The organism is Rhodospirillales bacterium (genome assembly GCA_016872535.1).
Lineage (GTDB): Bacteria > Pseudomonadota > Alphaproteobacteria > Rhodospirillales > 2-12-FULL-67-15 > 2-12-FULL-67-15.
The window spans coordinates 1-24210 of sequence record VGZQ01000051.1 but is presented as its reverse complement, the minus strand read 5'-3'; the positions used below and the strand labels follow the sequence as shown (position 1 = coordinate 24210).

The window sequence follows — 24210 nt, the reverse complement described above, 5'->3', positions numbered from 1 at the left end:
TGCAGAACGGCCTCGGCGAGGGCCTCGACCGATTCGCAGGCCGGCGGCGGAACCAGTTCGGCCGCTTCATCGGCCATGACCGCTTCGGCTTTCACTTCGGCGGCCAGGTTCGAGGCCATGGCGGGAGCCACGGGCACTTCGGCGACGGGTACTTGAGCGATGGGCGCGGGCGCCGTCATCGCCGGTTCCACGCGCGGTTCGATTTTGGAGACGGGCGCGGGCGCGGATACCGGCATTGGGCGGATGGCTTGGAGACGCTCGAGGATCGAGAGTCTCGGTTCGGCCGGCTTGGGCGCGGCGGCTGCGGCCGAACGGATGCCGGTCGCGACCACGGACACGCGGATGCGGCCTTCGAGGGATTCGTCGTAGGCCGCGCCGAAAATGATGTGGGCATCTTCGTCCACCTCGGCGCGGATGCGGTTGGCGGCTTCGTCAACCTCGAACAGCGTCATGTCGCGCCCGCCGGTGATGTTGATCAGCACCCCGCGCGCGCCTTTCATCGAGGCGTCGTCGATCAGCGGGTTGGCGATGGCGGCTTCGGCGGCGTCGAGCGCGCGGCGTTCGCCTTCCGACTCGCCGGTACCCATCATCGCCTTGCCCATTTCGCTCATCACCGAGCGCACGTCGGCGAAATCGAGGTTGATGAGGCCGGGCATCACCATCAGATCGGTGACGCTGCGTACGCCGGAATAGAGCACGTCGTCGGCGATGGCGAAGGCGTCGGCGAAGGTGGTCTTCTCGTTGGCGATGCGGAAGAGATTCTGGTTGGGAATGACGATCAGGGTGTCGACGTGGCTCTCCAATTCCTGCAGCCCCGCATCGGCGAGGCGCATGCGGTTGGGGCCTTCGAACTGGAACGGCTTGGTGACCACGCCGACGGTGAGGATGCCGTTGTCGCGGCATGCCTTGGCGATGATCGGCGCGGCGCCGGTGCCGGTGCCGCCGCCGAGGCCGGCGGCGATGAACGCCATGTGCGTGCCCTTGACCTCCTCGACGATCCGTTCGAGCGCTTCTTCGGCCGCCGCGCGCCCCAAATCGGGGCGCGCGCCGGCGCCGAGACCCTGGGTGATGCCGACGCCGAGCTGAATGCGTTTCTCGGCGCGCGAGTGGCGCAAGGCTTGGGCATCCGTGTTGGCGACGATGAAATCGACTCCCTGAAGCTCGAGGCGGATCATGTTGTTGACGGCGTTGCCGCCGGCGCCGCCGATGCCGAGGACGGTGATGCGTGGGCGCAGCTCGGCCGGGTCTGTCGCGGCGGGCGCGTCGGAGGAAGGGAGGCTCAAGTTGATGGTCATTGTCCGAATCTCCAGGGGTCTTGCACTCGCGCCAGAATGCCGCCCAATGGTTGATAAGCCGTTACCGAAACGGGCGTTTTGCGGCCCTGATGGGGCGGAACAAATCCCAAGCCGGGTCAAAAAACGGCGCCTGAAGGCGCCCGGCCGGATTACCTGTCCATAACTACTTGATATTAATGTATATATGCAGCCCGGCGGACCGAGGAAAAATCCGGTCCGGGATTTTCGCGGATCGGATCAGGCGAACGGTTTTTCAGCGGCCTTGCGGAACCGGATCGAGTCCGCGCAGACCTGACGGCGAACCGAAGCCGCTGCTGTCGCGGCCGCGCGTTCCGTGCACGCCGGATTCATGATCGGTCGCGGGAGTCGAGGGAGTCCCGGGCTGGTCCTGCTGCCCGGGAGGCGTGCCGCCTTGACCAGGGGGCGTGCCGCCCTGGCCCGGCGGATCGCCCCCGGGCGGACCGCCGCCGCCAGGCGGTTCGCCGCCCTGTCCGGGGGGCGTGCCGCCGCCCTTGCCCTTCGATTGGGCGAGGAAAACCGAGCTGTCGGGTCCAAGGCGTGAGCCCGCCGCTGCGTCCACCGCAATGGCCGCAAACGCAAGAACAACCGTTGCCGAAAGAATCGCGCGGCGGAGGATCACCTAGAACCGTCCTTCCAGACCCAGCAATACACGATTGCGGCGATAAGCTTCGCCGTCTGCGGTCGAGGTCTGGCCGGTCCAAGTATACTCTCCGATCAGATAGAAGCGCGAATTGATTCGCCACGACACGGTTCCGCCGACGAAAGCGAGATCGTCGACTCGCCCCGCCCCGGGAAATTCGCTGCGCGTCAGGCCAAGTCGCAGGTTGGCGGCGATCCGGTCGGTGAAGCCATGACGCAAAAACAGCGCGGCGGTCGTATCCACGATACCCGACGCGCCGGACAGCGTCGTTTCGTCGAGGGCGCGGTCCAGGATCGCGCCAAGGCGCGTTTCGGGCGCGAGCGTCCAGTTGAGGGACGCGCCCAGCGCGGGGCGGCGGATGTCCTTGAGCCGGGCGTCGTCGTAGTTCTGGATCATCAGCCCGGCGAAGGCCTGGGCGAGAATGTTGGGCGCGGGGCGGAACCGCGCCCCGGCCAAAAAGCGCATGCCGGTCGAATCGCGGGCGAAGCCGTTGTCGTCGCGGGCATCGTCGTAACGGCGCGCGATCAAGCCCGCCTGGATAAACGGCTCGAATCCGTCCATCAGCGCGTAAGACGCCTGAACGCCGCCGCCGAGGATGTTCCGGTCGCGATCGTCGTTGTTGATGGCGCCGCCGGCGGCGCTGGTGTCGCGGAAATCAAGCCGTTCGACCCGGCCGCCCGCCGTCAGCGTCAGATTTTCCATCCGGTGGCGGACGCCGCCGTAGCCGCGCAGATCGAAATAACGCGTCGGTTCGCGGCCGAAGACTTCGTTGGGCGATTCTCTTTCCTCATGGTCGCGTCCGGCCCAGGCGCCGCCGAAGATCTGCGTCGCGGCGGAGAGGGACATGCGGCTCTCGGCGGAGAGATGCCCGTCGAAATAGTTCTCGCTGCTATGCCATTTATAGAGCCCAGCCTCCGCGCCGATCTGCAGGCGGGCGAAGCGGTCCTTGCCTTCGGTCACCGCGATCAGCGCGGGCGAAACGGTGCGGACGAAGTCGGCCTTGCGATCGTCGCGACTGGCGAAGATGTTGTCGTCGAAGGTTTCACCGAGGCCGAGCACGGGGAACAAGACGAAGGACCCGGCGCGCACGCCCGGTCCCGTCGGCACTTCCTCGCGCGGGAGCGGATCATGGAGCGCCATCTCTGTTTCGGCCATCGGCGGTTTGTCGCGCGGTTCGGCGACCGCGCCGCCAGCGACAAATAGCGCGACAGCGCCCGCGACCGTGCCGCGTATGGTCGAAAAGCCGAGACCTTCGCCCATCGTTCCTGTCCACGCGCAAGCAAGTCGCCGCTCCGAGAAGGAAGCGGCTGCCCCACTCAATCGGACAATTTTCAGGCGAACATGGTGAACGGACGATTAACCATACGGCGCGGCTGTCTCGCCATTAGGATCTATGACGATGATCCGGAACCGTTGAAAGACTACAGTTCGGACGGCCGGTTCCTAAAAATTCTCCCGGAGCCACTGGCCCAAGCGGCCGAAGCGCCCCGAATGGTGCTCGCCCGCGGCGAGTGCCGCCGCTTCCGCCGCGCGCGGGGTCTTGAGCGCGAATTCGAGCAGGCCGGCCGCGGTCGAGAAGGCGGGACCGCTCACCGCTTCGGCCAAGCCCTCGATCGCCTTGGGCCGGCCCTGGCGCACCTGGCGATCGAGCATGCGCGCGACCAGCTCGCGCACGCCGGAGAGCTGCGAGGCGCCGCCGGTCAGCACCACGCGCCGCCCGGCGGTCTTGTCGAAGCCGGCGGCCTCGAGCCGCTGACGCACCAGTTCGAGGATTTCCTCGATCCGGGGCCGCACGATGCCGACCAGCAGCGAGCGCGGAATCTGGTGCGGCTCGGCCGCGTTCTCCTCCCCGATCAGGGGCACGGCGATCATCTCGCGATCGTCGGAGGGCGACGGCAGCACGCTGGCATACAGCGTCTTCAGGCGTTCGGCACCCGCCAACGGAGTCGAGAGCCCGCGCGCGATGTCGTTGGTGACGTGCATGCCGCCGACCGGCACGCAATCGGCGTGCACCAGTTCGCCGTCGAAGAACACCGCGACCGAAGTGGTGCCGCCGCCCATGTCGATGAGCGTGACGCCGAGCTGGATTTCGTCCTCGACCAGGCTCGCCAGCGCCGAGGCGTAAGCGCCCGCCACCACCTGCTCCACGTCGAGATGCCCGCGCGCCACCGCCGTGGTCAGATTGCGCAGCGCCGCTCCCGGCGCCGTGATCACGTGCACGTTCACGCCCAGGCGTTGGCCGTAGAGTCCGCGCGGATCGCGCACCCCGCGCGTGCCGTCGATCGCGTAGCCGACCGGGATCGCGTGCAGCAGTTCGTGATCGGCGGGCTTGCCTTCGAGCGCGGCTTCCGGATCCATCACCCGGCGCACGTCCGCGTCGCCGATGGCGTGGCCGCCAATGGCGACTTCGTAGGCGATCAGGCGCGAGGCGACGCCGACGCCCGAGTAGTTGACCACCACGTGGCGGATGTTTTCGCCGGCCATCTGTTCGGCCGCTTCGACCGCGGCGCGGACCGAGGATTCGACCCCTTCCAGGTCGACGATCGCGCCCGCGCGCAGGCCGCGCGCCGCTTGGTGGCCGATGCCGACCACGCGCGCGGGCCTGTCCGCCCCGCCCGGCTTGGCGATCAGGCAGCAGACCTTGGTGGTGCCGACGTCGAGGGCGGCGACCAGGCCGCTGCGGGTCTTGGGCGCGCCGTTTTTCTTTTTCTTCGAATGCATGGGGATTCTTCCTTGGCAATCCGTTGGGGATTGGGGGTGATGGCCGTTCAGGTTTCCTTGTCGGCTCCGCGGGTGCGGACGATCAGGCGGTCGGGCAAACGCAAATCGAGCACGCGCACGTCGCGGCCGAGCACGCCCTGGCCGCGTTCGTATTCGGCGAGCCGCCTCCACGCGGCGGCGGGATCGTCTTCGGGCAACTGCACGTCGACGACACCGTCCATGCGCACGTTCCAGCGCCGGCCGCCGACGCGCACCGCCGCCGTCACCCGTTTCATCAGGTCGGGCTCGGTCGCGAGCGTGGCGAGAATGGCGCGGGCGTGGAGGGGCGCGTCCTCGCCCACCACCACTGGCAGGTGATTGAACCGCTCCAATCCGTTTCGCAAAATAACTTGGCCGTCGCGGTCGATCAGCGCGAAGCGGCCTTGGTGCTGCCACAGCGCCAACGGCTCGCGTTCCTCGATCCGCACCACGATCGTCGCGGGCCACATGCGGCTGACGCTGGCGCGGCGCACCCATGGCAATTCCTCCAGGCGGCGGCGGGCGGCATCGGCGTCGAAGGCGAACAGCGGCGAGCCGCGCGCGACCGCGAGCCGGGCAAGCAGGTCGGCGTGGGGCGTCTCGGCGCGTCCCAACACCAGCACGTCGTCGACGCGGAAACCGATTTCGGCCGCGGCGGCGACGGCGACGACGCGCGCGCGATCGGCGATGCGCGCCGCGTGGCCGTCCCGCCACGCGGCATAACTGGCGACGCCGGCGCCCGCGAGCAGGACCAGGACGAACGCAAGCGCAACTTTGCGCTTCAGCGCCCGGCGCACCTTGGGTCGCGGGCTTGACCGTTTGGTTTCGCTCATCCGTCGCACTCCGCGTTGTCCACCATCCAGCGCACCAGCTCGTCAAACGAAATCCCGACGTGGGCCGCCTGTTCCGGCACCAGCGATGTGGAGGTCATACCCGGCTGTGTGTTGACTTCGAGTAAATAAATCCGCCGCCCGTCGTAGCGGAGGTCGGCCCGGGACACCCCCCGGCACCCCAAGGCCCGGTGGGCGGCAAGCCCCATCGCCAGCGCCTCGTCGTAGACTTTCTTCGGGATTTGGGCCGGAACCGCGTGGCTCGACCCCCCGGGGGCGTACTTGGCGTCGTAATCGTAGAACCCCCGCCCGGTGGTGATTTCGGTCACGGCGAGCGGCCGGTTGCCCATCACCGCCACGGTCAGCTCGCGCCCGGGGATAAAGCGTTCGACCATCAGCGGGCGATGGAGAGCGTCGCCCTCGGGGATGGTGGGGGGCGCGTTGTCGCCCTCGCGCACGATCACCACGCCGACGCTGGAACCTTCGTCGCGCGGCTTGACCACATAGGGCCGAGGCAGCGGATCGGCGGCGAGAATCTCCGCCCGCGTCGCCAGCACGTGTTCGGGCACGCGCAAGCCTTCGGTCGCGAACAGGCGCTTGGCGGTCGGCTTGTCCATGGCTAGCGCCGAGGCCAGCCGGCCCGAGTGGGTGTAGGGAATGCCGAGAATGTCGAGCAGGCCCTGCACGCATCCGTCCTCGCCCCAGCGCCCGTGCAGCGCGTTGAACACCGCGTCGGGCCGGGGAAACAGCCGCGTCATCAAGGCACCCATGTCGCGCTGCACGTCGATCGCCGTCGCCCGCATGCCGAGCCGTTGCAGGGCGTGGGTTACGGCCGCGCCGCTGACCAGCGAGACCGCGCGCTCGGCCGACCAGCCGCCCATCAGGACCGCGATGTGTTTGGCCATGGTCCGGTACCGCCTTTCCTGGGTTTGTCATTCCCGCGCAAACGGGAATCCAGCCTTCAGATGGGCATAGGCCCCGGATCGACCCTGCGGGCCGTCCGGGGTGACGATTCCAAATGATCGCGTCATGCTTTAGGCCTTTTTCGCTTCGCCGCCGCCGGCCGGGCGGCCGATGCGGCGGATTTCCCATTCGAGGTCGACGCCAGTCGCGGCGCGAACCCGCGCGCGCACCTCTTCGCCCAGGCGCTCGATGTCGTCGGCGCTGCTGCCTCCGGTATTGATGAGGAAGTTGCAGTGCTTGTCCGAGACCATCGCCGCGCCGCGCTTCAAGCCCCGGCAGCCGGCGCGGTCAATCAGTTCCCACGCCTTCTTGCCCAGAGGGTTCTTGAACGTGCTGCCGCCGGTGGCGGCGCGGCCGGGCTGACTTTCCTCGCGGCGCGCACGGATGTCGGCGAGGCGTTGGGCGATGATGGCGGGATCGCCTGCCTCGCCTTGCAGGATCGCGGAAACGAAAATCCAATCCTCGGGGATGCCCGAACGCCGGTAGGCAAAACCGAGTCCGGCGTTGTCGAAGTCGCGGAGACAGCCGTCGCGGTCGAGGGCCGTCGCCGCCGCCGTCACGTCCTTCATCTCGCGTCCGAAGCAACCCGCGTTCATGCGCAGCGCCCCGCCGACGGTGCCGGGCACGCCCGAGAGGAATTCGAGCCCGGCGATGCCGGCAGCCGCCGCGGCCAGCGCGACCGAGGAATCGAGCACCGCCGCGCCCGCATGCACGCGCACCCCTTCGCATGCCACGTTGGCGAATTCGCGTCCCAAGCGGATGGTCACGCCGGGCACGCCGCCGTCGCGCACCAGCAGATTCGATCCGACCCCGATCACGGTCAGCGCCACGTCCTTGGGCCTGCGCGCCAGGAATTGGGCGAGATCGTCGACATCGGCGGGCCGGAACAGCACCTCGGCGTTGCCTCCGGCGCGGAACCAGGTGACGCGGCCCAAAGCCGCGTCGGCCGTGTAGCGTCCGCGCACCGGCGGCAGCCGCCCGAGCAAGCCTTCCGCCATTTTCGGCGCGGCGGTCATGAACGACTGCCCCGGATCGGAAGCAGCCCGGCGAGTTCCCCCGGCAGCGCGTGCGCCCAGGCGGTGATCGACCCGGCGCCGAGGCAAACCACCAGATCGCCGGAAGCGGCCAGCGGCGCGACGGTTCGCGCGAGCGCGTCGGCCCCGGAAAGGGCGATCACCTGGCGGTGTCCGCGCCGACGCAGGCCTTCGACCAGAGAATCGCGGTCGGCGCCCGGAATCGGCGCTTCGCCCGCCGGGTAGACGTCGGCGACGATCACCGCGTCGGCATCGTTGAAACAGGTGCAGAAGCTTTCGAACAAGTCGTGCAGCCGCGTGTAGCGGTGCGGCTGCACCACCGCGATCACGCGGCCCTTGGTCGCGGTGCGCGCGGCCTTGAGCACGGCGGCGATCTCGACCGGGTGGTGGGCGTAGTCGTCGATCACCGCGACGCCGTTCGCCTCGCCGACGCGGGTGAAGCGGCGCTTGACGCCCTTGAATTCGGCAAAGGCGCGCCGCAGGACGGATTCCTCGATGCCCATGCGGTGAGCGACCGCCGTCGCCGCCAGCGAGTTCTCGACGTTGTGAACACCGAGCATGGGCAGGTACATGCCCTCGATCTTTTTCGGCGCGCCGCCCTTGCGATCGGCGATCAGGATGTCGTAGCAACTACCATCGGGACCGGGTTGGACGTTGACCGCGCGCACGTCGGCCTGCGGGCTGAAACCGTAGGTAACGATCTTGCGATCCGCCACGCGCGGCAGCATCGCCTGGACCTCCGGGTGATCGATGCACAATGCCGCGAAGCCGTAGAACGGGATGTTCTCGACGAAGGCGACGAAGGCGGCGCGTAGCGCGTCGAAGGTCTTGTAGTGATCGAGGTGCTCGGGGTCGATGTTGGTGACCACGGCGACGGTCGCCGGCAGCTTGACGAAGGTACCGTCCGATTCGTCGGCCTCGGCCACCAGCCAGCCGCCCTTGCCGAGGCGCGCGTTGCTGCCCCAGGCGTTGATGATGCCGCCGATGACCACGGTCGGATCGTAGCCGGCGGCGTCGAGCACGGCGGCGATCAGCGACGTGGTGGTGGTCTTGCCATGGGTGCCGCCGACCGCCACCGACCATTTGAGCCGCATCAGCTCGGCCAGCATTTCGGCGCGGCGCACCACCGGGATCAGGCGCTGGCGCGCGGCGACCACCTCGGGATTGTCGGGCTTGACCGCCGAGGACACCACCACCACCTGCGCCTCGCCCAAGTGGCCGGCGTCGTGGCCGACCGCGATCGGGATGCCGAGGTCCTTGAGGCGCTTGACGTTGGCGCTGTCGCTCTGGTCGGTACCCTGCACCTTGTAACCGAGGCTGTGCAGCACCTCGGCGATGCCGCTCATGCCGATGCCGCCGATGCCAACGAAATGGATGACGCCGATGGAAAGCGGAATGGCGATCATGGCAAAGACCTTTCCACCGGCATCAGGGCGATCACCGCGTCGGCGAGCGCGCGCGCCGCGTCGGGCTTGGCCTGGGCGCGGGCCTGGGCCGCGGCGCGGGCGAGGCCGACGGGGTCGGCGAGGAGGCGCGTGAGTTCGGCGGCGAGCGATTCGGGCGTGAGCGTTTCTTCCGCCAGCATCCAGGCGGCACCCGCATCGGCGAACGCGCGGGCGTTGGCGCGCTGATGGTCATCGGCGGCGTAGCGGTAGGGAACCAAAATCGCCGGGCGGCCGAGGACGGCGAGTTCGGCGACGGTGGAGGCCCCCGAACGCGCGACCACCAGCTGGGCCTCGATCATCCGCGCGGGCGCATCGGTGAAGAAAGGCGCAATTTCGGCGGCGACGCTCATGGCGGCGTAGGCGGCACGCGTACGCTCCACGTCCTCGGGCCGGCATTGCTGGACGACGCGCAGTCGGCCGCGCACGTCGTCGGAGAGGCGCGCGATCGCCCCCGGCACCGTGTCGGCGAAAACACGGGCGCCTTGGCTGCCGCCGATCACCAGGAGCGCGAGCGGCCGGCCGGCTTCGGGCGGACGGTAGGGCATCGCCGCCAGCGCCGTCACCTGCGGGCGCACCGGCATGCCGGTCGCCACCGCGCGCGGACTCGCGTTCGCGGGCAGGCCCCGAGTCGCGGCGAACGAGGTGGCGATGCGCTTGGCGCCACGCGCGAGCAATCGGTTGGCACGCCCGAGCACGGCGTTCTGTTCGTGGATCGCGGTCGGAATGCCGCGCGCCTGGGCAGCGAGCACGGTCGGAAACGAGGCGTAGCCGCCAAAGCCGACCACCGCCTTGGCACCAATACGGCCGAGCAGACGGAACGCCTGCGCCGCGCCGAGGCCGATGGCGAACACGGCCTTGAGTTGGCTCCACAAATTCTTGCCGGCGAGGCCGCCGCCGGCGACGCGATGGGTCGGCGCCTGGCCTTGCGGCAGGGTCAGCGGCCTGCCGCGCGCGTCGGTCACCAGCACCGGGGCGAAGCCGCGCCCTTGCAATTCGGCCGCGAGCGCTTCCGCCGGGAACAGGTGCCCGCCGGTGCCGCCCGCCGCCAGCGCAATGGTCGAAGTCATCGCGGACTCCGTCCTTGCGCGGTCCGCTCGCCGGGCCGCTCGCGGGTCAGCGCCAGCACCATGCCGACGCCGAGCGCGATGCCAAGCGTCGAGGAACCGCCATAGGACACGAACGGCAAGGTCATCCCTTTCGGCGGCATCAGATTGATGGCGGAGGCCATGTTGATGATTGCCTGCAGACCGAACTGGACCAGGAGTCCCGCGACTGCGATCACCACGAACAAATCCCAGTCGCGCAGCGCGCGCGCGAAGCCGCGCAGAACCAGAAACAGAAAGAGGCTGATCAGGATCAAGCCGACGATGGCGCCGAATTCCTCGCCGACCACCGCGAAAATGAAATCGGCGTGCGCGTCGGGGAGCACGCGCTTGACCTGGCCCTCGCCCGGTCCGCGCCCGAACAGCCCGCCGTTGCGGAGCGCGTCCAGCGCGCGCGACACCTGGAAGCCCTCGCTGCCCGAGGGATCGAGGAAGCGGTCGACCCGGGCCTGGACGTGTGCGAAGGCGAAATAGGCGCCGACGCTGGCGCCGATGAAGGCAAGCCCGATCGCCGCCACCAGCACCAGCGGCAGCCCGGCGAGGAAGAACTGCACGCCCCACACCGCCGCGATCAGCAGCGTCTGGCCGACGTCGGGCTGCAGCAGCAGCAACGCCGCGATCATGGCGAACAGCACGCCCGCCAGCGCGAAGCCGGGGAAGCGCTCGTCCAGGCGCCTTCGCGCGAACAACCCGGCCGCGACCACGGCGAAGGCAGGCTTGACGAATTCGGCCGGCTGCAGCGAAACGCCGGCGATCTGGATCCACCGCACCGCGCCCTTGATCTCGACCCCCTTGAACAGCACCACCACCAGCATCACGACCGAGGCGGCGAGCAACACCGCGCCGAGGCGCTTCACCCCCTGCGGCGAGAGGAAGGAAACCGCCAGCATCAGAGCGAAGCCCAGCGCCAGGAACAGGAACTGGCGGCGGACGAAATAGAAAGGATCGAGCCCGAGCCGCTCGGCGACCGCGGGCGAGGCCGCCATGGTCAGCACCGCGCCGAGGGCAAGCAGGATGACGACCGCGCCCAGCGTCCAGCGATCCACGGTCCACCACCAGCGGGCGAGCAAGCTGTTGTCGGTGCGGGCGAACGGCGTCATGGGCGGGACCTTTTCGGTTGCGGCGCGACGGAGATTTCTTCCGGCTCCGTGCGCCGGCCGGGCAACGCCTCGACCAGCTTGCGGAAGGCCAGTCCGCGCGCCTCGAAGTTGGCGAACTGGTCGAACGACGCGCACGCGGGCGAAAGCAACACCACGCCTCCCTCCCCATCAGCCAGCGCGGCCTCGCGCGCCTGGGCGAGCGCCGAAGGGAGATCGCCGGAACGGGTGGTAGGAACTTTGCCGTCGAGAATCTTGGCAAACCCGTCTGCCGCCTCGCCGATCAGAAAGGCGCGGCGGACGCGATCAAGATAGGGCGTGCACGCGGCAAGCCCGCCCTCTTTTGCTCGTCCGCCAGCGATCCAGTAGACGCGCGGATAGCAGGCGAGCGCCTTGGCCGCCGCGTCGGCGTTGGTCGCCTTGCTGTCGTTGACGTAGGCGACGCCGTCGATGACGGCGATAGTTTCCTGGCGGTGCGCCAAGCCGGGAAAGCTACGGAGGCACGCCACCGTCACGCTCGGATCGATCCCGGCGGCGACGCACGCGGCATAGGCCGCGGCCGCGTTCTGGGCGTTGTGGGCGCCGGGCAGCGTGCGGCATGCCGCGAGATTGGCGACCGCGACCGGCTCGCGCCCCCGGCCGACGAACGCGCCGTCATAGAGCGTGCCGTCGAGAGCAAAGACGCCGCCGTCGATGCGCCTGCCCGACGAAATCGGAATTACCTCCTGCTCGTCGGCGGCCTTGAGGTCGCGGTGGATTTTTTCGCACTCGGGATTGTCGACGCCGATCACCGCCACCCGCGGCTTGGTCTGGCGGTGGAAGATGAGCCGCTTGGCGGCAACGTAGCCCGCCATGTCGCCGTGCCGGTCGAGATGGTCGGGGGTGATGTTGAGCAGCACGGCGACGTCGAAGGTGATCGAGAACGTGAGTTCCAGTTGGTAGGAGGACATTTCGAGGATGTAAGCGCCGTCCGGCCCGAGCGGATGCAAATCGAGCGCCGGCGTGCCGATGTTGCCGCCGACTTCCGCGATCCGGCCCGAGGTCTTGAAGATATGCCCGATCAGCGCGGTGGTGGTGGACTTGCCGTTGGTGCCGGTGACGCCGACGTAGGCCGGCTCGCGCATGCAACGGGCCAACAGCTCGACGTCGCCGATGATCTCGCAGCCGGCGGCGCGGGCGAGTCCCACCACCCGGTGCGGCGCCGGGTGGTGGAGCGGAACCCCGGGGCTGAGCACCAGCGAGGTCAGCTCCCGCCAATTGCATATATATAAGTCGACCAACGGTACTCCTTCGGCGCGGGCGCGGGCGCGCGCGTCCTCGCTATCGTCCCAGGCCCAGACCTCGGCCCCGCCCTGAGCCAGCGCCTTGGCCGCCGCGATCCCGGACTTGCCGAGCCCGAACACCGCGACCGGCAATCCGGCGAAGGGATAGACCTCGATCATCTTTCCGTCTCTACCTCAACTTCAGGGTCGCGAGACCCGCCAGCGCCAGGATCGCGGCGATGATCCAGAAGCGGATGACGATGGTCGGTTCGGCCCAGCCCTTCTTCTCGAAATGATGGTGCAGCGGCGCCATGCGGAACACGCGCTTGCCGGTCAGCTTGAACGACACCACCTGGACGATGACCGAGACCGTTTCCAGCACGAACAGCCCGCCCACCACCGCCAGCACCAGCTCGTGCTTGGTCACCACCGCGATGGTGCCGAGCGCGCCGCCGAGCGCAAGCGAACCGGTATCGCCCATGAACACGCGCGCCGGCGGCGCGTTGAACCAGAGAAAGCCGAGCCCGGCCCCGACCAGGGCGCCGCAGAAGACCGCCAGTTCGCCCGCGCCGGGCACGTAATGGAGCTGCAAGTAATTGGCGAACACCGTGTTGCCGACCAGGTAGGCGATCAGGGCGAACACGCCGGTCGCGATCATCACCGGCACGATGGCGAGCCCGTCGAGGCCGTCGGTCAGGTTGACGGCATTCGACGTTCCGACCACGACGAACGCGGCGAAGACGATGAACAGGCCGCCCAGCTTGATCAGGACCGCCTTGAAGAACGGCACCGCCACCGCCGTCGCCAGCGGCGGCGGCGCGATCGAGACGATCCACAGCACCGCCACCACCGCGATCGCGATCTCGAACAAAAACTTGATCCGCGCCGAGAGCCCGCGGCTGTGCTTCTGCACCACCTTGATGTAGTCGTCGATGAAGCCGATCAGGCCGAACGCCACCGTGACGCCGAGCGTCGCCCAGACGTAACGGTTGCGGAGATCCGCCCACAACAACGTCGCCGCCACCAGCGCAATCAGGATCAGGAGCCCGCCCATGGTCGGCGTGCCCTTCTTGGTCAGGAAATGGCTTTCCGGTCCGTCGTCGCGGATCGGCTGGCCCTCGGATTGCTGCTGGCGCAGCATGCGGATCATCGCCGGCCCGATCAGAAAACTGATGGCGAGCGCGGTGATGACCGCGCCGCCGGTGCGGAACGTGAGGTAGCGGAAGACGTTGAGCACGCCGAACTGGTCGCTGAGCGGAACGAGAAGATGGTAGAGCATACGATGACCCTCAGGCGCCCTTGGCGGTTTTTCCGAGCAGCCGGGCGACGACGACGCCCATGCGGCTGCCGGCCGAGCCCTTGACCACGACCACGTCGCCCGGCCGGAGCGCAGCGGCCACCTTGGGCGCCAGCGCCTCGGCGCCGTCGGCGTGCTCGGCCCGCATCGCGGCGGGCAGCGCGCGGGCGAGAATGGCCATGCGCGGGCCCGCCGTAAAGACCAGATCGAAACCGGCTTGTCGCAACGGTTCCGCCAGCCCGGCGTGGAGGGCGTCGGCCGCGTCGCCCAATTCCAGCATGTCGCCGAGCACGGCGATCCGCCGCCCGCCCGACCCCGGCGGCACCTGGCCCGCGGCGGCGAGCGCGGCCGCCACCGACGCGGGCGAGGCGTTGTAGCTTTCGTCGATCAGCAGATACTCCCCTCCGGCGAGGGCGACGCGGTGGCGTTCGCCCCGCCCCTTCATCGCCGGCAGATCTCCAAGCGCGACGGCGGCGGCATCGACGTCGGCGCCGAGGGCGTGGACGGTGGCCAGCACCACGAGGCTGTTGGCGACCCAATGCCGGCCCGCGAGGGAAATGCGGTACGCCATGCGGCGGCCCGCCACGTCGGCCACGACCGCCGAGCCGTCGGCCATAAGGTCGAAGCTGCGCGCGCGCACCGTTACCTCGGGCCGGTCGGTTTCGCCGAAGGAAACGATGCGCTCGATGCCGGCGGCGCGGGCGGACGCCAGCAGGCGATTAAAGAACGGGCTTTCGGCCGGCAGCACCGCCGCCCCGCCCAGCTCCACGCCGAAAAAGATTTCCGATTTGGCGTCGGCGATCGCTTCCAGGTTCGGAAAAAATTCGATGTGCACCGGCGCGATTGCGGTCACGATCGCCACGTTGGGACGCACCATCTTGACCAACGGCGTGATCTCGCCCGCGTGGTTCATGCCGATCTCGAACACACCGAAGGCGGCCTCGCGCGGCATGCGCGCGAGGCTGAGCGGCACGCCCCACAGGTTGTTGTAGCTGCCGATGCTGGCGGACGTCAGGCCCTGGCGCGAGAGCACGTGGCGCAGCGCCTCCTTGACTCCGGTCTTGCCGACGCTGCCAGTGACGGCGGCGATGCGCGCATCCGCGCGCGCGCGCGCGGCGCGACCGAGCGCCTCGAGCGCGGCCTGGGTGTCGGCGACGCGCAGCAGCGGCGCGCCGGGCTCGACCCCGCCGGGCGAGTAAGCGACCGCGGCCGCGGCCGCGCCGCGCCTGAGCGCCTCGGCGACGAAATCGTGGCCGTCGTGGCGCGGGCCCCGGAGCGCGACGAACAGATCCCCCGGCTCCAGGGTGCGGGTGTCGATGGAAACGCCCGTCGCCCGCCAGTTGCCCTCGAAGGTGACGCCGTGGGTCGCGAGCGACGCCTCGGCCGCGGTCCACAAAACGGCGGTGGATTTGTTCGCGGTCATACGCCGGCCTCCGCCAAGGCGGCGCGCGCCTCGGCCGCGTCGTCGAACGGGTGCGATTCGGTTCCGACGATTTGGTAGCGCTCGTGGCCCTTGCCCGCCAGCACCAATACGTCTCCGGCGCGAAGACGAGCGATGGCAGCGCGGATCGCGAGGCGGCGGTCGGCAATCTCGTCCGCGCCCGGACAGGCGCCGAGGACGGCGCGGCGGATTTGGGCGGCGTCCTCGCCGCGCGGGTTGTCGTCGGTGACGATCACGGCGTCGGCGAGACGCGCGGCGATGCGGCCCATCTCCGCGCGCTTGCCGGGATCGCGCTCGCCGCCGCAGCCGAACACAACCGCGAGCCTGCCGGTGGCGTGCGGGCGCAGCGCCGCCAGCACGTTGGCGAGCGCGTCCGGGGTGTGGGCGTAATCGACGTAGACGGCACCGCCCGCGCGCGATACGCCAGCCTTTTCCAGCCGCCCCGGCACGCTCGTGAGGCGAGTCAGCGTTGCTTCGGCGCGCGCCGGATCGGCGCCGCAGGCGAGCGCGAGGCCGAGGGCGCAGAGCGCGTTTTCCGCCTGGAAGGCGCCGGGCAACGGGAATTCGACCGAGCTTTTCACGCCGAACACGGCGAGATCGAGGTGCTGGCCGCCGGGCGACGGCACGATGGCGCGAGGTTCGAGATCCGCTCCGGCGCCGCCGTAGGTGACGATTTTCAGTTTGCGCGCGCGGCAGGCGGCAAGGATCGCGTCCGCCCCGGGCGCACCGAGGCGCACCACGGCGGTCGCGCCGTTGGGCAGCAATTCGACGAACAGGCGGCGCTTGGCGGCGAGATAGGCGTCCATATCGCGGTGGTAATCGAGGTGGTCGCGGGTCAGATTGGTGAACGCGGCGGCCGTCAGGCGCACGCCGTCGAGACGGTATTGGTCGAGGCCGTGGCTGGACGCCTCGATCGCCAGATGATCGACGCCGCCGTCGGCAAGATCGCGAAGCGCCCGATGCAGTTCCGCCGGATCGGGCGTGGTCAATCCGCCGGGACGCAAGGTTTCGCCTCCGGCGCCGACGATGCCGAGGGTGCCGACGCTGGCCGCGCGCAAATCGAGTTGCGACCACATCTGGCGCAGGAAATGAACGGTCGAGGTCTTGCCGTTGGTTCCGGTCACGGCAGCGACGACCGCGGGCTGACGGGCGAAAAACCGGGCCGCGAGCCGGGCGTAGATCTGCCGGGGATTGTCGGCGGCGAGGAAAGCGGCGCGCGTGTTCGACGCGGCGGCCGCGTGCTCCGGCCGGGCCAGAACCGCGATCGCGCCGCGCGCGAGGGCGTCGGCGATGAATTGTGCGCCGTCGACCTTGGTTCCGGGCAGGGCTGCGAACAGAAACCCAGGCCGGATCGCGCGCGAATCCGCGCTCAGGCCCGCGATCTCCTGATCGGCACCCGACGCGACCGCGATGTCGGCCAGTCCCCGGGTCAATTCAATGAGTCTCAACGCCACCTCCGCGCCGGATTTCGGAAACGATCGTCTCACCCCCACCCCACCCCTCCCCCATCGAGGGGGAGGGGGACTTTTTGAATTCCCTCCCCCCTTGCGGGGGAGGGCTAGGGTGGGGGGCGTGTCCGCCGGCGGCCATACGATCGGCGGCGCGCGATCTTGCCAGTGGCATGGGCGGGTCGGCGATGGTGTCGTCGGGCGCGAGCCCGGCGAGCGGCGCCAGCCGCTCGACGATCCGGCGCACCACCGGCGCGGCGATCCAGCCGCCGGTGGCGTAACCGTGGGTCGAGGCGTTGCCCTTCGGCTCGTCGATCATCGCCAGCACCACGAAGCGGGGATCGTGAATCGGAAACGCGCCGACAAAGGACGCCATGCGCGCGTCGCGGCGGTAGCCGCGCCCCATCTGCTTGTCGGCGGTGCCGGTCTTGCCGCCGACGGCGTAGCCCTTGGCGTCGGCGTTCTTGCCGGTGCCGTGCACGACCGCAAGCCGCATCAGTTCGCGCATCCGGCGCGAGGTTTCTTCGTCGATGGCGACCGTGCCTTCGAACACCTCGCTCGGCGCGCGCTTCAGGATAGTGACCGGGCGCAGAATTCCGCCGTTGACGATGGCGGCGACGCCGTTCGCCAGTTGCAGCGGGCTGACGGCGAGGCCGTGGCCGTAGGAGATGGTCATGGCGTTGATCTCGCGCCAGCGCGCGGGCGCGAGCGGCGCGCCGGTTTCGGGCAGTTCCACCGGCGGGGCCTTGAGCATGCCAAAGTTGGCGAGATATTCGCGCTGCAACTTGGGGCCGACGTCGAGGGCCATCTTGGCCGCGCCGATGTTGGAGGAATAGACCAGGATTTCCGGCACCGACAGCCAGCGGTTCTTGCCCTTGTAATCGGTGATGGTGAAGCGGGAAATCTGGATCGGACGGCTGGCGTCGTAGCCGTCGCCCAAGCCCACCGTGCCGGAATCGAGCGCCATGGCGGCGGTGAACAACTTGAAGGTCGAGCCCATCTCGTAGACGCCCTTGGTGACGCGGTTGAAGGCGACGTCGGTGCCGGCGACGGCGGACGAATCGTTGGCGTCGAAATCGGGCAGCGACACCATCGCCAGCACTTCGGCGGTGCGCGCGTCGAGCACCACGCCGGCGGCGCCGATGGCGCGGAATTCCTCCATCTGGCGCGCCAATTCCCCGCGCAGGATGTCCTGGATGCGAACGTCAAGCGAAAGTTCGATCGGACCGTCGCCGTCGGCGAGGCGCGCCTCGAACTTGCGCTCGATGCCGGCGATGCCGCGCCCGTCGACGTCGGTCAGCCCCAGCACGTGCGCCGCCGCGCGGCCCTGCGGATAGACGCGGCGTTCGGCATGCTGGAATTCGAGTCCGGGAATGCCGAGGCGGTTGGCCTCGTACTGCTGGCGGGGCGTCAGGTTGCGCTTGATCCAGACAAAGCGCGCGGACGAGGCGAGCTTGGCCGCGACCTGCTCGCGGTCCAGGTCGGGAAACAAGGCGGCGAGCTTGGCCGCCGCTTCGGCCGCGTCGAGAACCATGCGTGGATTGGCCGACAGCGATACCACCGGCAGGCTGGTCGCCAACAGCACGCCGTTACGGTCGACGATGTCGGCGCGCGCGGTGGCGGCGTGGGGGGGCGTCGAGCGGGCGATGCGCGGTTCGCCCCCCTTGAGCACGGCGACGTCGACCAGGCGGACGGCGACCGCGACGAAGGCGAACGCGATCACCGCGCCCGCGACCACCAGGCGGTTGCGCCCGGTTTCGAGCGCCTGGCGACCGGCGCCCTCGACGGCGAATGCCCGGCGGATCACGGCTTCATCCTTTCGCCGGCAAGGCTGACGCGCGTATCGACCCTATTCTCGCCTTCGCCCGCGCCGCCGCTTTCGCCCGCGACCACCGGCGGCAGATCGGCAAGAGTTCCGAACTGGCGGCCGGTAGCCGGCGCCATGCCGAGGTGCCGGCCGGCCAGCTCGCGCAGGCGCGCGGGTTGGTTGAGATAGCTCCATTCTGCCCGCAGCACGTGGATCGCCCGAAGGTCGCGGGCGATGTCGCGGTTGATCTCGTTCAACCGGCTTTCGAGAGCGATGACCCGGTGCTTGACCACGTAGAGGCCGAAACTGAGCGCACCGGCGAGAACGACGAACAGGACCGTCGCGCCCCGACGCCAGAGGATGCCGTGCCGATGAATATTCATGGCGCTCATGCCGCCCTCCGACCGGTGTCGTCGAACGGGGTCGGCCAGGCCGGCGCCTCGGTTCGTTCGGCGGCGCGCAGGCGCGCGGAGCGGGCGCGCGGGTTGGTTGCGATTTCCACCTCGGCCGGACGCTTGGCGGCGCCGAGCAGCCGGAAGGTCGGCGGGCGCGCCGGCCCGGGCGGGTCCGGCCGGTGGCGCGAGGGCGCGGGCGCGCGCCCGGCGCGTTCCATGAGAAAGGTTTTGACCACGCGGTCCTCGAGCGAATGAAAGGCGACCACCGCGAGCCGCCCGCCGGCGGCGAGCAGGATTTCGGCGGCGGCGAGGCCGCGCGCGATTTCGCCGAGTTCGTCGTTGACATGAATGCGGAGCGCCTGGAACGTACGGGTGGCGGGATCGATGCCGTCGCGCGCGCGCGGCACCACCCGGCGCACGATGTCGGCAAGCTCGCCGGTGCGCGCGATCGGCGCGCGCGAACGCGCCTCGACGATGGCGCGGGCGACGCGGGAAGCTAGGCGTTCTTCGCCGTAGCGGCGAAGGATATCGGCGAGTTCGGATTCGGAGAGACGATTGACGGCGTCGGCGGCGGACGCCTCGCCCGAGCCCGCGCCTTCCATGCGCATGTCGAGCGGGCCGTCGGCGCGGAACGAAAAGCCGCGAGCGGGATCGTCGAGGTGCCTGGAGGAGACGCCGAGGTCGAAGGCGATGCCGTCGACGCGGGCAATTCCGGCCGCGCGCAGCAGTTCGACCATGTCGCCGAAACGCCCGGCGACGAGCACGAGGCGACCGCCGAAGCGGCGCGCGAGCGCTTCGCCCGCGGCGAGCGCCGCCGGATCGCGGTCGATGCCGACAACGCGGGCGCCGGGCGCGGCTTCCAGGATTGCCGTCGCGTAACCGCCGCCGCCGAAGGTGGCGTCGACGTAAATCGAGTCCCGCTTCGGGGCGAGCGCCCCGATCACCTCGGCGAGCATCACCGGGACATGGCGTATTTCGTTCAAAATCATGGAGCTAACCGCCCGCGCCGGCGTTAACGATCTCGACCCCTCACTATGAAAGGCCGTGGGTAAACAAAGTGTTAGGTCCGGTTAACAAAGGGGCGGGAAAAGGCCGAAAAGGCCGTCTTTAACTGAGCCGCGTCGGGAAGAGAGCGAGCCAGACGGCCTGTAAGCCGGGTTCTGTCCCCGCGCCCTCACGGGCGCGGGGGACGGCCATTCCTCTGGGACGCCCGTCGCCGGGCGCCTCGCGCGACCGACCCGGACGGCGGGCGCGGAAGCCGCCTACCGACGTTGCCGCCGGCGTGCCGTCCCTATTGGGTCTTGCTCCCGGTGGGGTTTGCCGTGCCGCGACCGTTGCCGGCCGCGCGGTGCGCTCTTACCGCACCCTTTCACCCTTGCCGCCGGGCTCGCGCCCGGAGGCGGTTTGCTTTCTGTTGCACTGTCCCTGGGGTCGCCCCCGCCGGGCGTTACCCGGCACCGTTCTTCCGTGGAGCCCGGACTTTCCTCACCCCGCCGCGAGCGGCGAAGCGCGGCCATCCGGCCGTCTGGCTCGGGGTTAACGTAGGCCGCTAACCGGCGAGGCGCAACAGGGCCCGGACGCGTCCGGCGGTATCGGAATCGGAGGCGCCGTCGACGCGGCCAGGGCGAAAGTGGCGTTGAAAGGCGGTGATCGCCGCCCGCGCATCGGCGGTATCGTAGCCGTAAGCGCCGAGCATGGCGATCACCTCGGCCTCGCTCGCCGGAACCGGCTCGACCTTGTCCGGCCACAGTCCGAGGCCCGCTCGGGCGAGCCGCGGCCAATCGAACAGCTCGCCCGGATCCTTCTTGCGCGCCGGCGCCACGTCGGAATGGCCGACCACGTCGCGGGGCCTGATCGGATGGCGGGCGAGGATGTCGCGTCCCAATCCGAGCAGCGCTCGCATCTGCGGTTCGGGAAAGGCGCGGTAGCCGAACTCGTGGCCGGGATTGACCAGCTCGATCCCGATCGAGCGCCCGTTGACGTCGCTGGCGCCCCGCCAGCACGAAGCACCCGCGTGCCAGGCGCGATGGTCCTCGGCCACCAACGCGTGGACCGTTCCGTCTTCGTCGATCAGGTAATGGGCGCTGACCTTGGCGGCGGGATCGCACAGGCGATCGAGCGCCTCGCCGCAGGATCGCATGCCGGTGTAATGCAGCACCAGCATGTCGATCGGCGCGTCGGCCGGGCGCGGATCGTGGTTGGGGGACGGGCGGGAAAGCGGCGAAACGGCGACGCGCGTCACGAGCCTTCGCCCGAACCCGCCGCCAGGACGCGCGGGCCGTTGACCAGCGGCGTGGGTGCGATGCGCCCGACGATCGGCAGCTTGAGCGCCATGTCGGTCGGGTCGAATCCGAACACCAGCCCGAGGACGTTGACCTCGACTCCCTCCTCCGCTCCCGCCAGCACGCCGAGCAGGCCGAACAGCGAGAACTGCCAGCCGGTGCCGGAGGGCGCCCGGTCGATGACGTGGCCGTTGGTGAGGTAATCCTTGCCGATGGCGGTCGGCGGCAAATCGAGGCGCAGCTCCGGCACCTCGCGCGCGACATGGGCGACGAAGGTGTTGCTGTTGGGGCCCGGCCACAGGCCGTAGTTGCCGTTGTGAGGATAGCCGCGCGCCGCCTTGTCGATCTTGGCGATGATCTCGTCGACGCCGGGGCCGCGCAGGTCGGCGAACAGTTCCGGCATGGCGCCGAACCAGCGTTGGTCGGCGGGGCGGCGATCGATCACCACCCCTTCGCCGCCGCGCACCACGCGCCAGCCGATTACCTGATAGACGGTGAAGTGATCGGCATTCGTCGGCTTGACCGCGATCCAGGTGTGCACGCCGAACGCGCCGCGCCAGCCGACCGCGCGCGCGCCGTAGACCTGCACCACCGCCTCGCGCACCACCGCCGGGTCGGGAGCGATGCCGGCCGGCTCGCGGCTCGCCGTGCGCCAGTCGGCGCCGACCGAGCGCGAGGCCGCGATCGCGGCCAGCGCGACCAGCCCCGCCACGCCGATCCACAATCCGATGCCCATGCGACGGAATTTTCCGCGAATCATGACGTAATCGTGCGACCCTTCGTGATCCAACGCACCGCCTTATAACCTAACCGAGCGGAAGACAAGCGCAAGGCCTCGCCGGTCAAGGGACCGCTCAAGGGAACGTGAGGACCACCTAGCGCGCGCTGCCGCGCCGGGCCAATCCGATGCCGGCCAGAACCACCGCGCCGCCCAACATTTGCGGCCCGGACAAGGATTCGCCCAGCAGTCCCCATGCCAACAGTGCGGATACCACCGGCGCCAACAGCAATACCACCGAGCCGAACGCGGCCGGCAGGTGGCGGAGCGCCCAGACCACCAGCCCCTGCCCGGCCACATGGGGCACCAGCGCCACGCCGATCAGGATCGCCAGCCCTTCGAGGGTGGCAGGCACGATCGCCTCTCCCGACAGCCAGACGATCGGCGCGAGCGCGAGCGCCATCCACGCCGAGGTCCACAACATGATGGTCTCGGTCGAACAGCGCGCGCGCAACCGGCCGGCGACCAGGATGTAACCGGCGTAGAACAGCGCCGCCAGCAGGCCGAGAGCGTCGCCGCCGAGCTGCGCGGGCGACAGGCTGAGGCTCTGGCCCATCAGGATGGCGGTGCCGGCGAGCGCGAGCGCAAGGCCGGCGACAAACGTGAGCGTCGGGCGCTCGCGGAACAGGAGCCACATGCCGAGCGTGACGAAAATCACCATGAAGTGCAGAAAGAGCGCCGCGTTGGCGACCGAGGTGGTGACGATCGCCCAATGAAAAGCGGTAAGGTCGCCGGTGAAGCAGAGACCGCCGAGAATCAGCGCGATCCGGTCGGCGCGCGCGAGCGGGCGGATTGCTTCCGGCCGGCGGCGGCGCTCCAGCGCGACCCACAGCGCCAACGCCGGCACCGACCAGAACGCACGATGAAACGCGGTCGCGGTCGGATCGAGTTCGGATATGCGGACGAAGATGGGCGCGAAGCCGATCGCGACCGCGCCGAGCAGCAGCGCCGGAAGCGCCAGCCCGGCCCCGCGCCTATCCGCCAAGATACGCCTTGCGGATATGCGGGTTGTCGAGCATCTCGCGTCCAGTGCCGTGGCTCACGATCCGCCCGGTTTCCAGCAAATACGAGCGGTCGCACATGTCGAGCGCCGCGAGCGCGTTCTGCTCGACCATCAACACCGTGGTGCCGCGGCGGCGGACCTCGGCGACGATTTCGAAGGTGCGTTCGACCAGCGTCGGCGCGAGCCCGAGCGAGGGCTCGTCGAACATCATCAGCTTGGGCCGGCTCATCAGCGCCCGCGCGATGGCGAGCATCTGCTGCTCGCCGCCCGAGAGCGTGCCCGCCGCCTGCGTGCGCCGTTCCTCCAGGCGCGGAAACAGCGCGTACACCTGCTTGAGATCGTCGGCCATGCCGGCGCGGTCGCGGCGAAGGTACGCGCCCATGTCCAGGTTCTCGCGCACCGTCAGTTGCGGAAACACGCGCCGACCTTCCGGGCAATGGGCGATGCCGGCGGCCAGTACCTCGCGCGCCGTGGTGTTGCCGATGGCGCGACCCTCGAAATAAATCTGACCCGCGGCGAGCGGCAGCAGTCCGGAGATCGCCTTGAGGAGCGTGCTCTTGCCCGCGCCGTTGGCGCCGATCAGGGTGACCAGCTCGCCCGCCTCGACCATGAGCGAGGCCTCGCGGATCGCCGCGACGTTGCCGTAGCAGACGGTGATGTTCTCAACCCGCAGCACGCTTGGCTCCCTGGCCGAGATAGGCGCGGATCACTTCGGGGTCGTTCTGCACCGCCTCGGGCGGACCCTCGGCGATGATGACGCCGTTATTCAGCACCACCACCGTGTCGGATATCGCCATGACCAGGCGCATGTCGTGCTCCACCAGCAGGATGGTCACGCCCCGGTCGCGGACGCGCTGGATGGTGTGCATGAACTCCTCGGTCTCCGACGGATTGAGGCCGGCGGCCGGCTCGTCGAGCAGCAGAAGCTTGGGATCGGCGGCGAGCGCGATGGCGATGCCGAGCTTGCGCTGTTCGCCGTAGGCGAGGTTGGCGGCGAACTCATTCGCGCGGGCGGCGAGCCCGACGAAGGCGATGATCTCGCGCGCTCGTTCGGCCAGCGCGCGTTCTTCCGCCGCCACGCGCCCGAGCCCGAACAGGGCGCCCCAGGTTTCGGTGGTGCCGCGCAGGTGCAGCCCGGTCAGCACGTTCTCGAACACGGTGCAGCCGCCGAAGATGCTGGTGCGCTGGAAGGTGCGCACCACGCCCAATCGGGCGATGCGGTCGGGCGAAAGCCGGGTCAGGTCGTGGCCGCGATAGAGCACCCGGCCCGAGGTCGGCTTCAGGAACCCGGTGATGACGTTGAAGGCGGTGGTCTTGCCCGCGCCGTTGG

Annotated in this window: 22 protein-coding genes and 1 other RNA gene; all 23 read right to left on the bottom strand. The window is 69.4% G+C overall.

Annotated features, from left to right (window positions below; translation table 11 throughout):
* Positions 1-1295 (bottom strand): cell division protein FtsZ (gene ftsZ / locus FJ311_10985; protein MBM3951965.1); only part of this gene is annotated, 1295 nt, incomplete at its 3' end.
* 253 nt (positions 1296-1548) lie between these two features.
* Positions 1549-1935, bottom strand: coding sequence for a hypothetical protein (locus FJ311_10980; protein ID MBM3951964.1), 387 nt, complete (start codon positions 1933-1935; stop codon positions 1549-1551).
* The gene (locus FJ311_10975) at positions 1936-3216 is read right to left on the bottom strand and encodes a hypothetical protein (protein MBM3951963.1); all 1281 of its coding nucleotides are present in this window, start codon (positions 3214-3216) and stop codon (positions 1936-1938) included. It lies immediately after the preceding gene.
* Positions 3217-3399: 183 nt separating this feature from the next.
* Entirely contained in the window at positions 3400-4677 is a 1278-nt protein-coding gene (gene ftsA / locus FJ311_10970) for a cell division protein FtsA (GenBank protein ID MBM3951962.1), read from the bottom strand.
* Between the two features lie 47 nt (positions 4678-4724).
* Positions 4725-5528 (bottom strand): FtsQ-type POTRA domain-containing protein, encoded by an 804-nt coding sequence (locus FJ311_10965; GenBank protein MBM3951961.1) that lies wholly within the window; start codon positions 5526-5528, stop codon positions 4725-4727.
* A complete protein-coding gene (locus FJ311_10960) occupies positions 5525-6430 on the bottom strand; it encodes a D-alanine--D-alanine ligase (GenBank protein MBM3951960.1) in 906 nt (301 codons plus the stop codon). The genes FJ311_10965 and FJ311_10960 overlap by 4 nt, the downstream gene beginning before the upstream one ends.
* 129 nt (positions 6431-6559) lie before the next feature.
* Positions 6560-7504 carry a UDP-N-acetylmuramate dehydrogenase gene (gene murB, locus FJ311_10955; GenBank protein ID MBM3951959.1) on the bottom strand — a complete coding sequence of 315 codons (945 nt, stop codon included), beginning with the start codon at positions 7502-7504 and terminating at the stop codon, positions 6560-6562.
* Entirely contained in the window at positions 7501-8928 is a 1428-nt protein-coding gene (locus tag FJ311_10950) for a UDP-N-acetylmuramate--L-alanine ligase (protein ID MBM3951958.1), read from the bottom strand. The genes murB and FJ311_10950 overlap by 4 nt, the downstream gene beginning before the upstream one ends.
* Positions 8925-10034, bottom strand: a complete 1110-nt coding sequence (gene murG / locus FJ311_10945; protein ID MBM3951957.1) for an undecaprenyldiphospho-muramoylpentapeptide beta-N-acetylglucosaminyltransferase — start codon at positions 10032-10034, stop codon at positions 8925-8927. The genes FJ311_10950 and murG overlap by 4 nt, the downstream gene beginning before the upstream one ends.
* Entirely contained in the window at positions 10031-11170 is a 1140-nt protein-coding gene (locus FJ311_10940; GenBank protein ID MBM3951956.1) for a cell division protein FtsW, read from the bottom strand. Before FJ311_10940 ends, murG begins: the two co-directional genes overlap by 4 nt.
* The gene (locus FJ311_10935; GenBank protein MBM3951955.1) at positions 11167-12609 is read right to left on the bottom strand and encodes a UDP-N-acetylmuramoyl-L-alanine--D-glutamate ligase; all 1443 of its coding nucleotides are present in this window, start codon (positions 12607-12609) and stop codon (positions 11167-11169) included. Before FJ311_10935 ends, FJ311_10940 begins: the two co-directional genes overlap by 4 nt.
* A 10-nt stretch (positions 12610-12619) precedes the next feature.
* Positions 12620-13708 carry a phospho-N-acetylmuramoyl-pentapeptide-transferase gene (locus tag FJ311_10930; protein MBM3951954.1) on the bottom strand — a complete coding sequence of 363 codons (1089 nt, stop codon included), beginning with the start codon at positions 13706-13708 and terminating at the stop codon, positions 12620-12622.
* Between the two features lie 10 nt (positions 13709-13718).
* Complete coding sequence (locus tag FJ311_10925) at positions 13719-15149, bottom strand: UDP-N-acetylmuramoylalanyl-D-glutamyl-2,6-diaminopimelate--D-alanyl-D-alanine ligase (GenBank protein MBM3951953.1); 1431 nt, start codon at positions 15147-15149, stop codon at positions 13719-13721.
* On the bottom strand, positions 15146-16600 hold the full coding sequence (locus FJ311_10920; protein MBM3951952.1) for a UDP-N-acetylmuramoyl-L-alanyl-D-glutamate--2,6-diaminopimelate ligase: 1455 nt from the start codon (positions 16598-16600) through the stop codon (positions 15146-15148). The genes FJ311_10925 and FJ311_10920 overlap by 4 nt, the downstream gene beginning before the upstream one ends.
* Before the next feature lies 1 nt (position 16601).
* A complete protein-coding gene (locus tag FJ311_10915; GenBank protein ID MBM3951951.1) occupies positions 16602-18422 on the bottom strand; it encodes a penicillin-binding protein 2 in 1821 nt (606 codons plus the stop codon).
* Positions 18419-18814: a hypothetical protein gene (locus FJ311_10910; GenBank protein MBM3951950.1), complete on the bottom strand. Its 396-nt coding sequence runs from the start codon at positions 18812-18814 to the stop codon at positions 18419-18421. The genes FJ311_10915 and FJ311_10910 overlap by 4 nt, the downstream gene beginning before the upstream one ends.
* Positions 18811-19806 carry a 16S rRNA (cytosine(1402)-N(4))-methyltransferase RsmH gene (rsmH, locus tag FJ311_10905; protein ID MBM3951949.1) on the bottom strand — a complete coding sequence of 332 codons (996 nt, stop codon included), beginning with the start codon at positions 19804-19806 and terminating at the stop codon, positions 18811-18813. Before rsmH ends, FJ311_10910 begins: the two co-directional genes overlap by 4 nt.
* A gap of 144 nt (positions 19807-19950) precedes the next feature.
* An RNA gene (rnpB, locus tag FJ311_10900) (RNase P RNA component class A) lies at positions 19951-20346 on the bottom strand.
* Between the two features lie 20 nt (positions 20347-20366).
* Complete coding sequence (locus tag FJ311_10895) at positions 20367-20981, bottom strand: N-acetylmuramoyl-L-alanine amidase (protein ID MBM3951948.1); 615 nt, start codon at positions 20979-20981, stop codon at positions 20367-20369.
* A gap of 74 nt (positions 20982-21055) precedes the next feature.
* The gene (locus tag FJ311_10890; protein ID MBM3951947.1) at positions 21056-21835 is read right to left on the bottom strand and encodes a DUF3750 domain-containing protein; all 780 of its coding nucleotides are present in this window, start codon (positions 21833-21835) and stop codon (positions 21056-21058) included.
* 139 nt (positions 21836-21974) lie between these two features.
* Entirely contained in the window at positions 21975-22880 is a 906-nt protein-coding gene (locus tag FJ311_10885) for a DMT family transporter (protein ID MBM3951946.1), read from the bottom strand.
* On the bottom strand, positions 22852-23556 hold the full coding sequence (locus FJ311_10880; protein MBM3951945.1) for an ABC transporter ATP-binding protein: 705 nt from the start codon (positions 23554-23556) through the stop codon (positions 22852-22854). Before FJ311_10880 ends, FJ311_10885 begins: the two co-directional genes overlap by 29 nt.
* Positions 23543-24210: ABC transporter ATP-binding protein (locus tag FJ311_10875; protein ID MBM3951944.1), on the bottom strand; the 668-nt coding region annotated here is incomplete at its 5' end. The genes FJ311_10880 and FJ311_10875, both read right to left, overlap by 14 nt.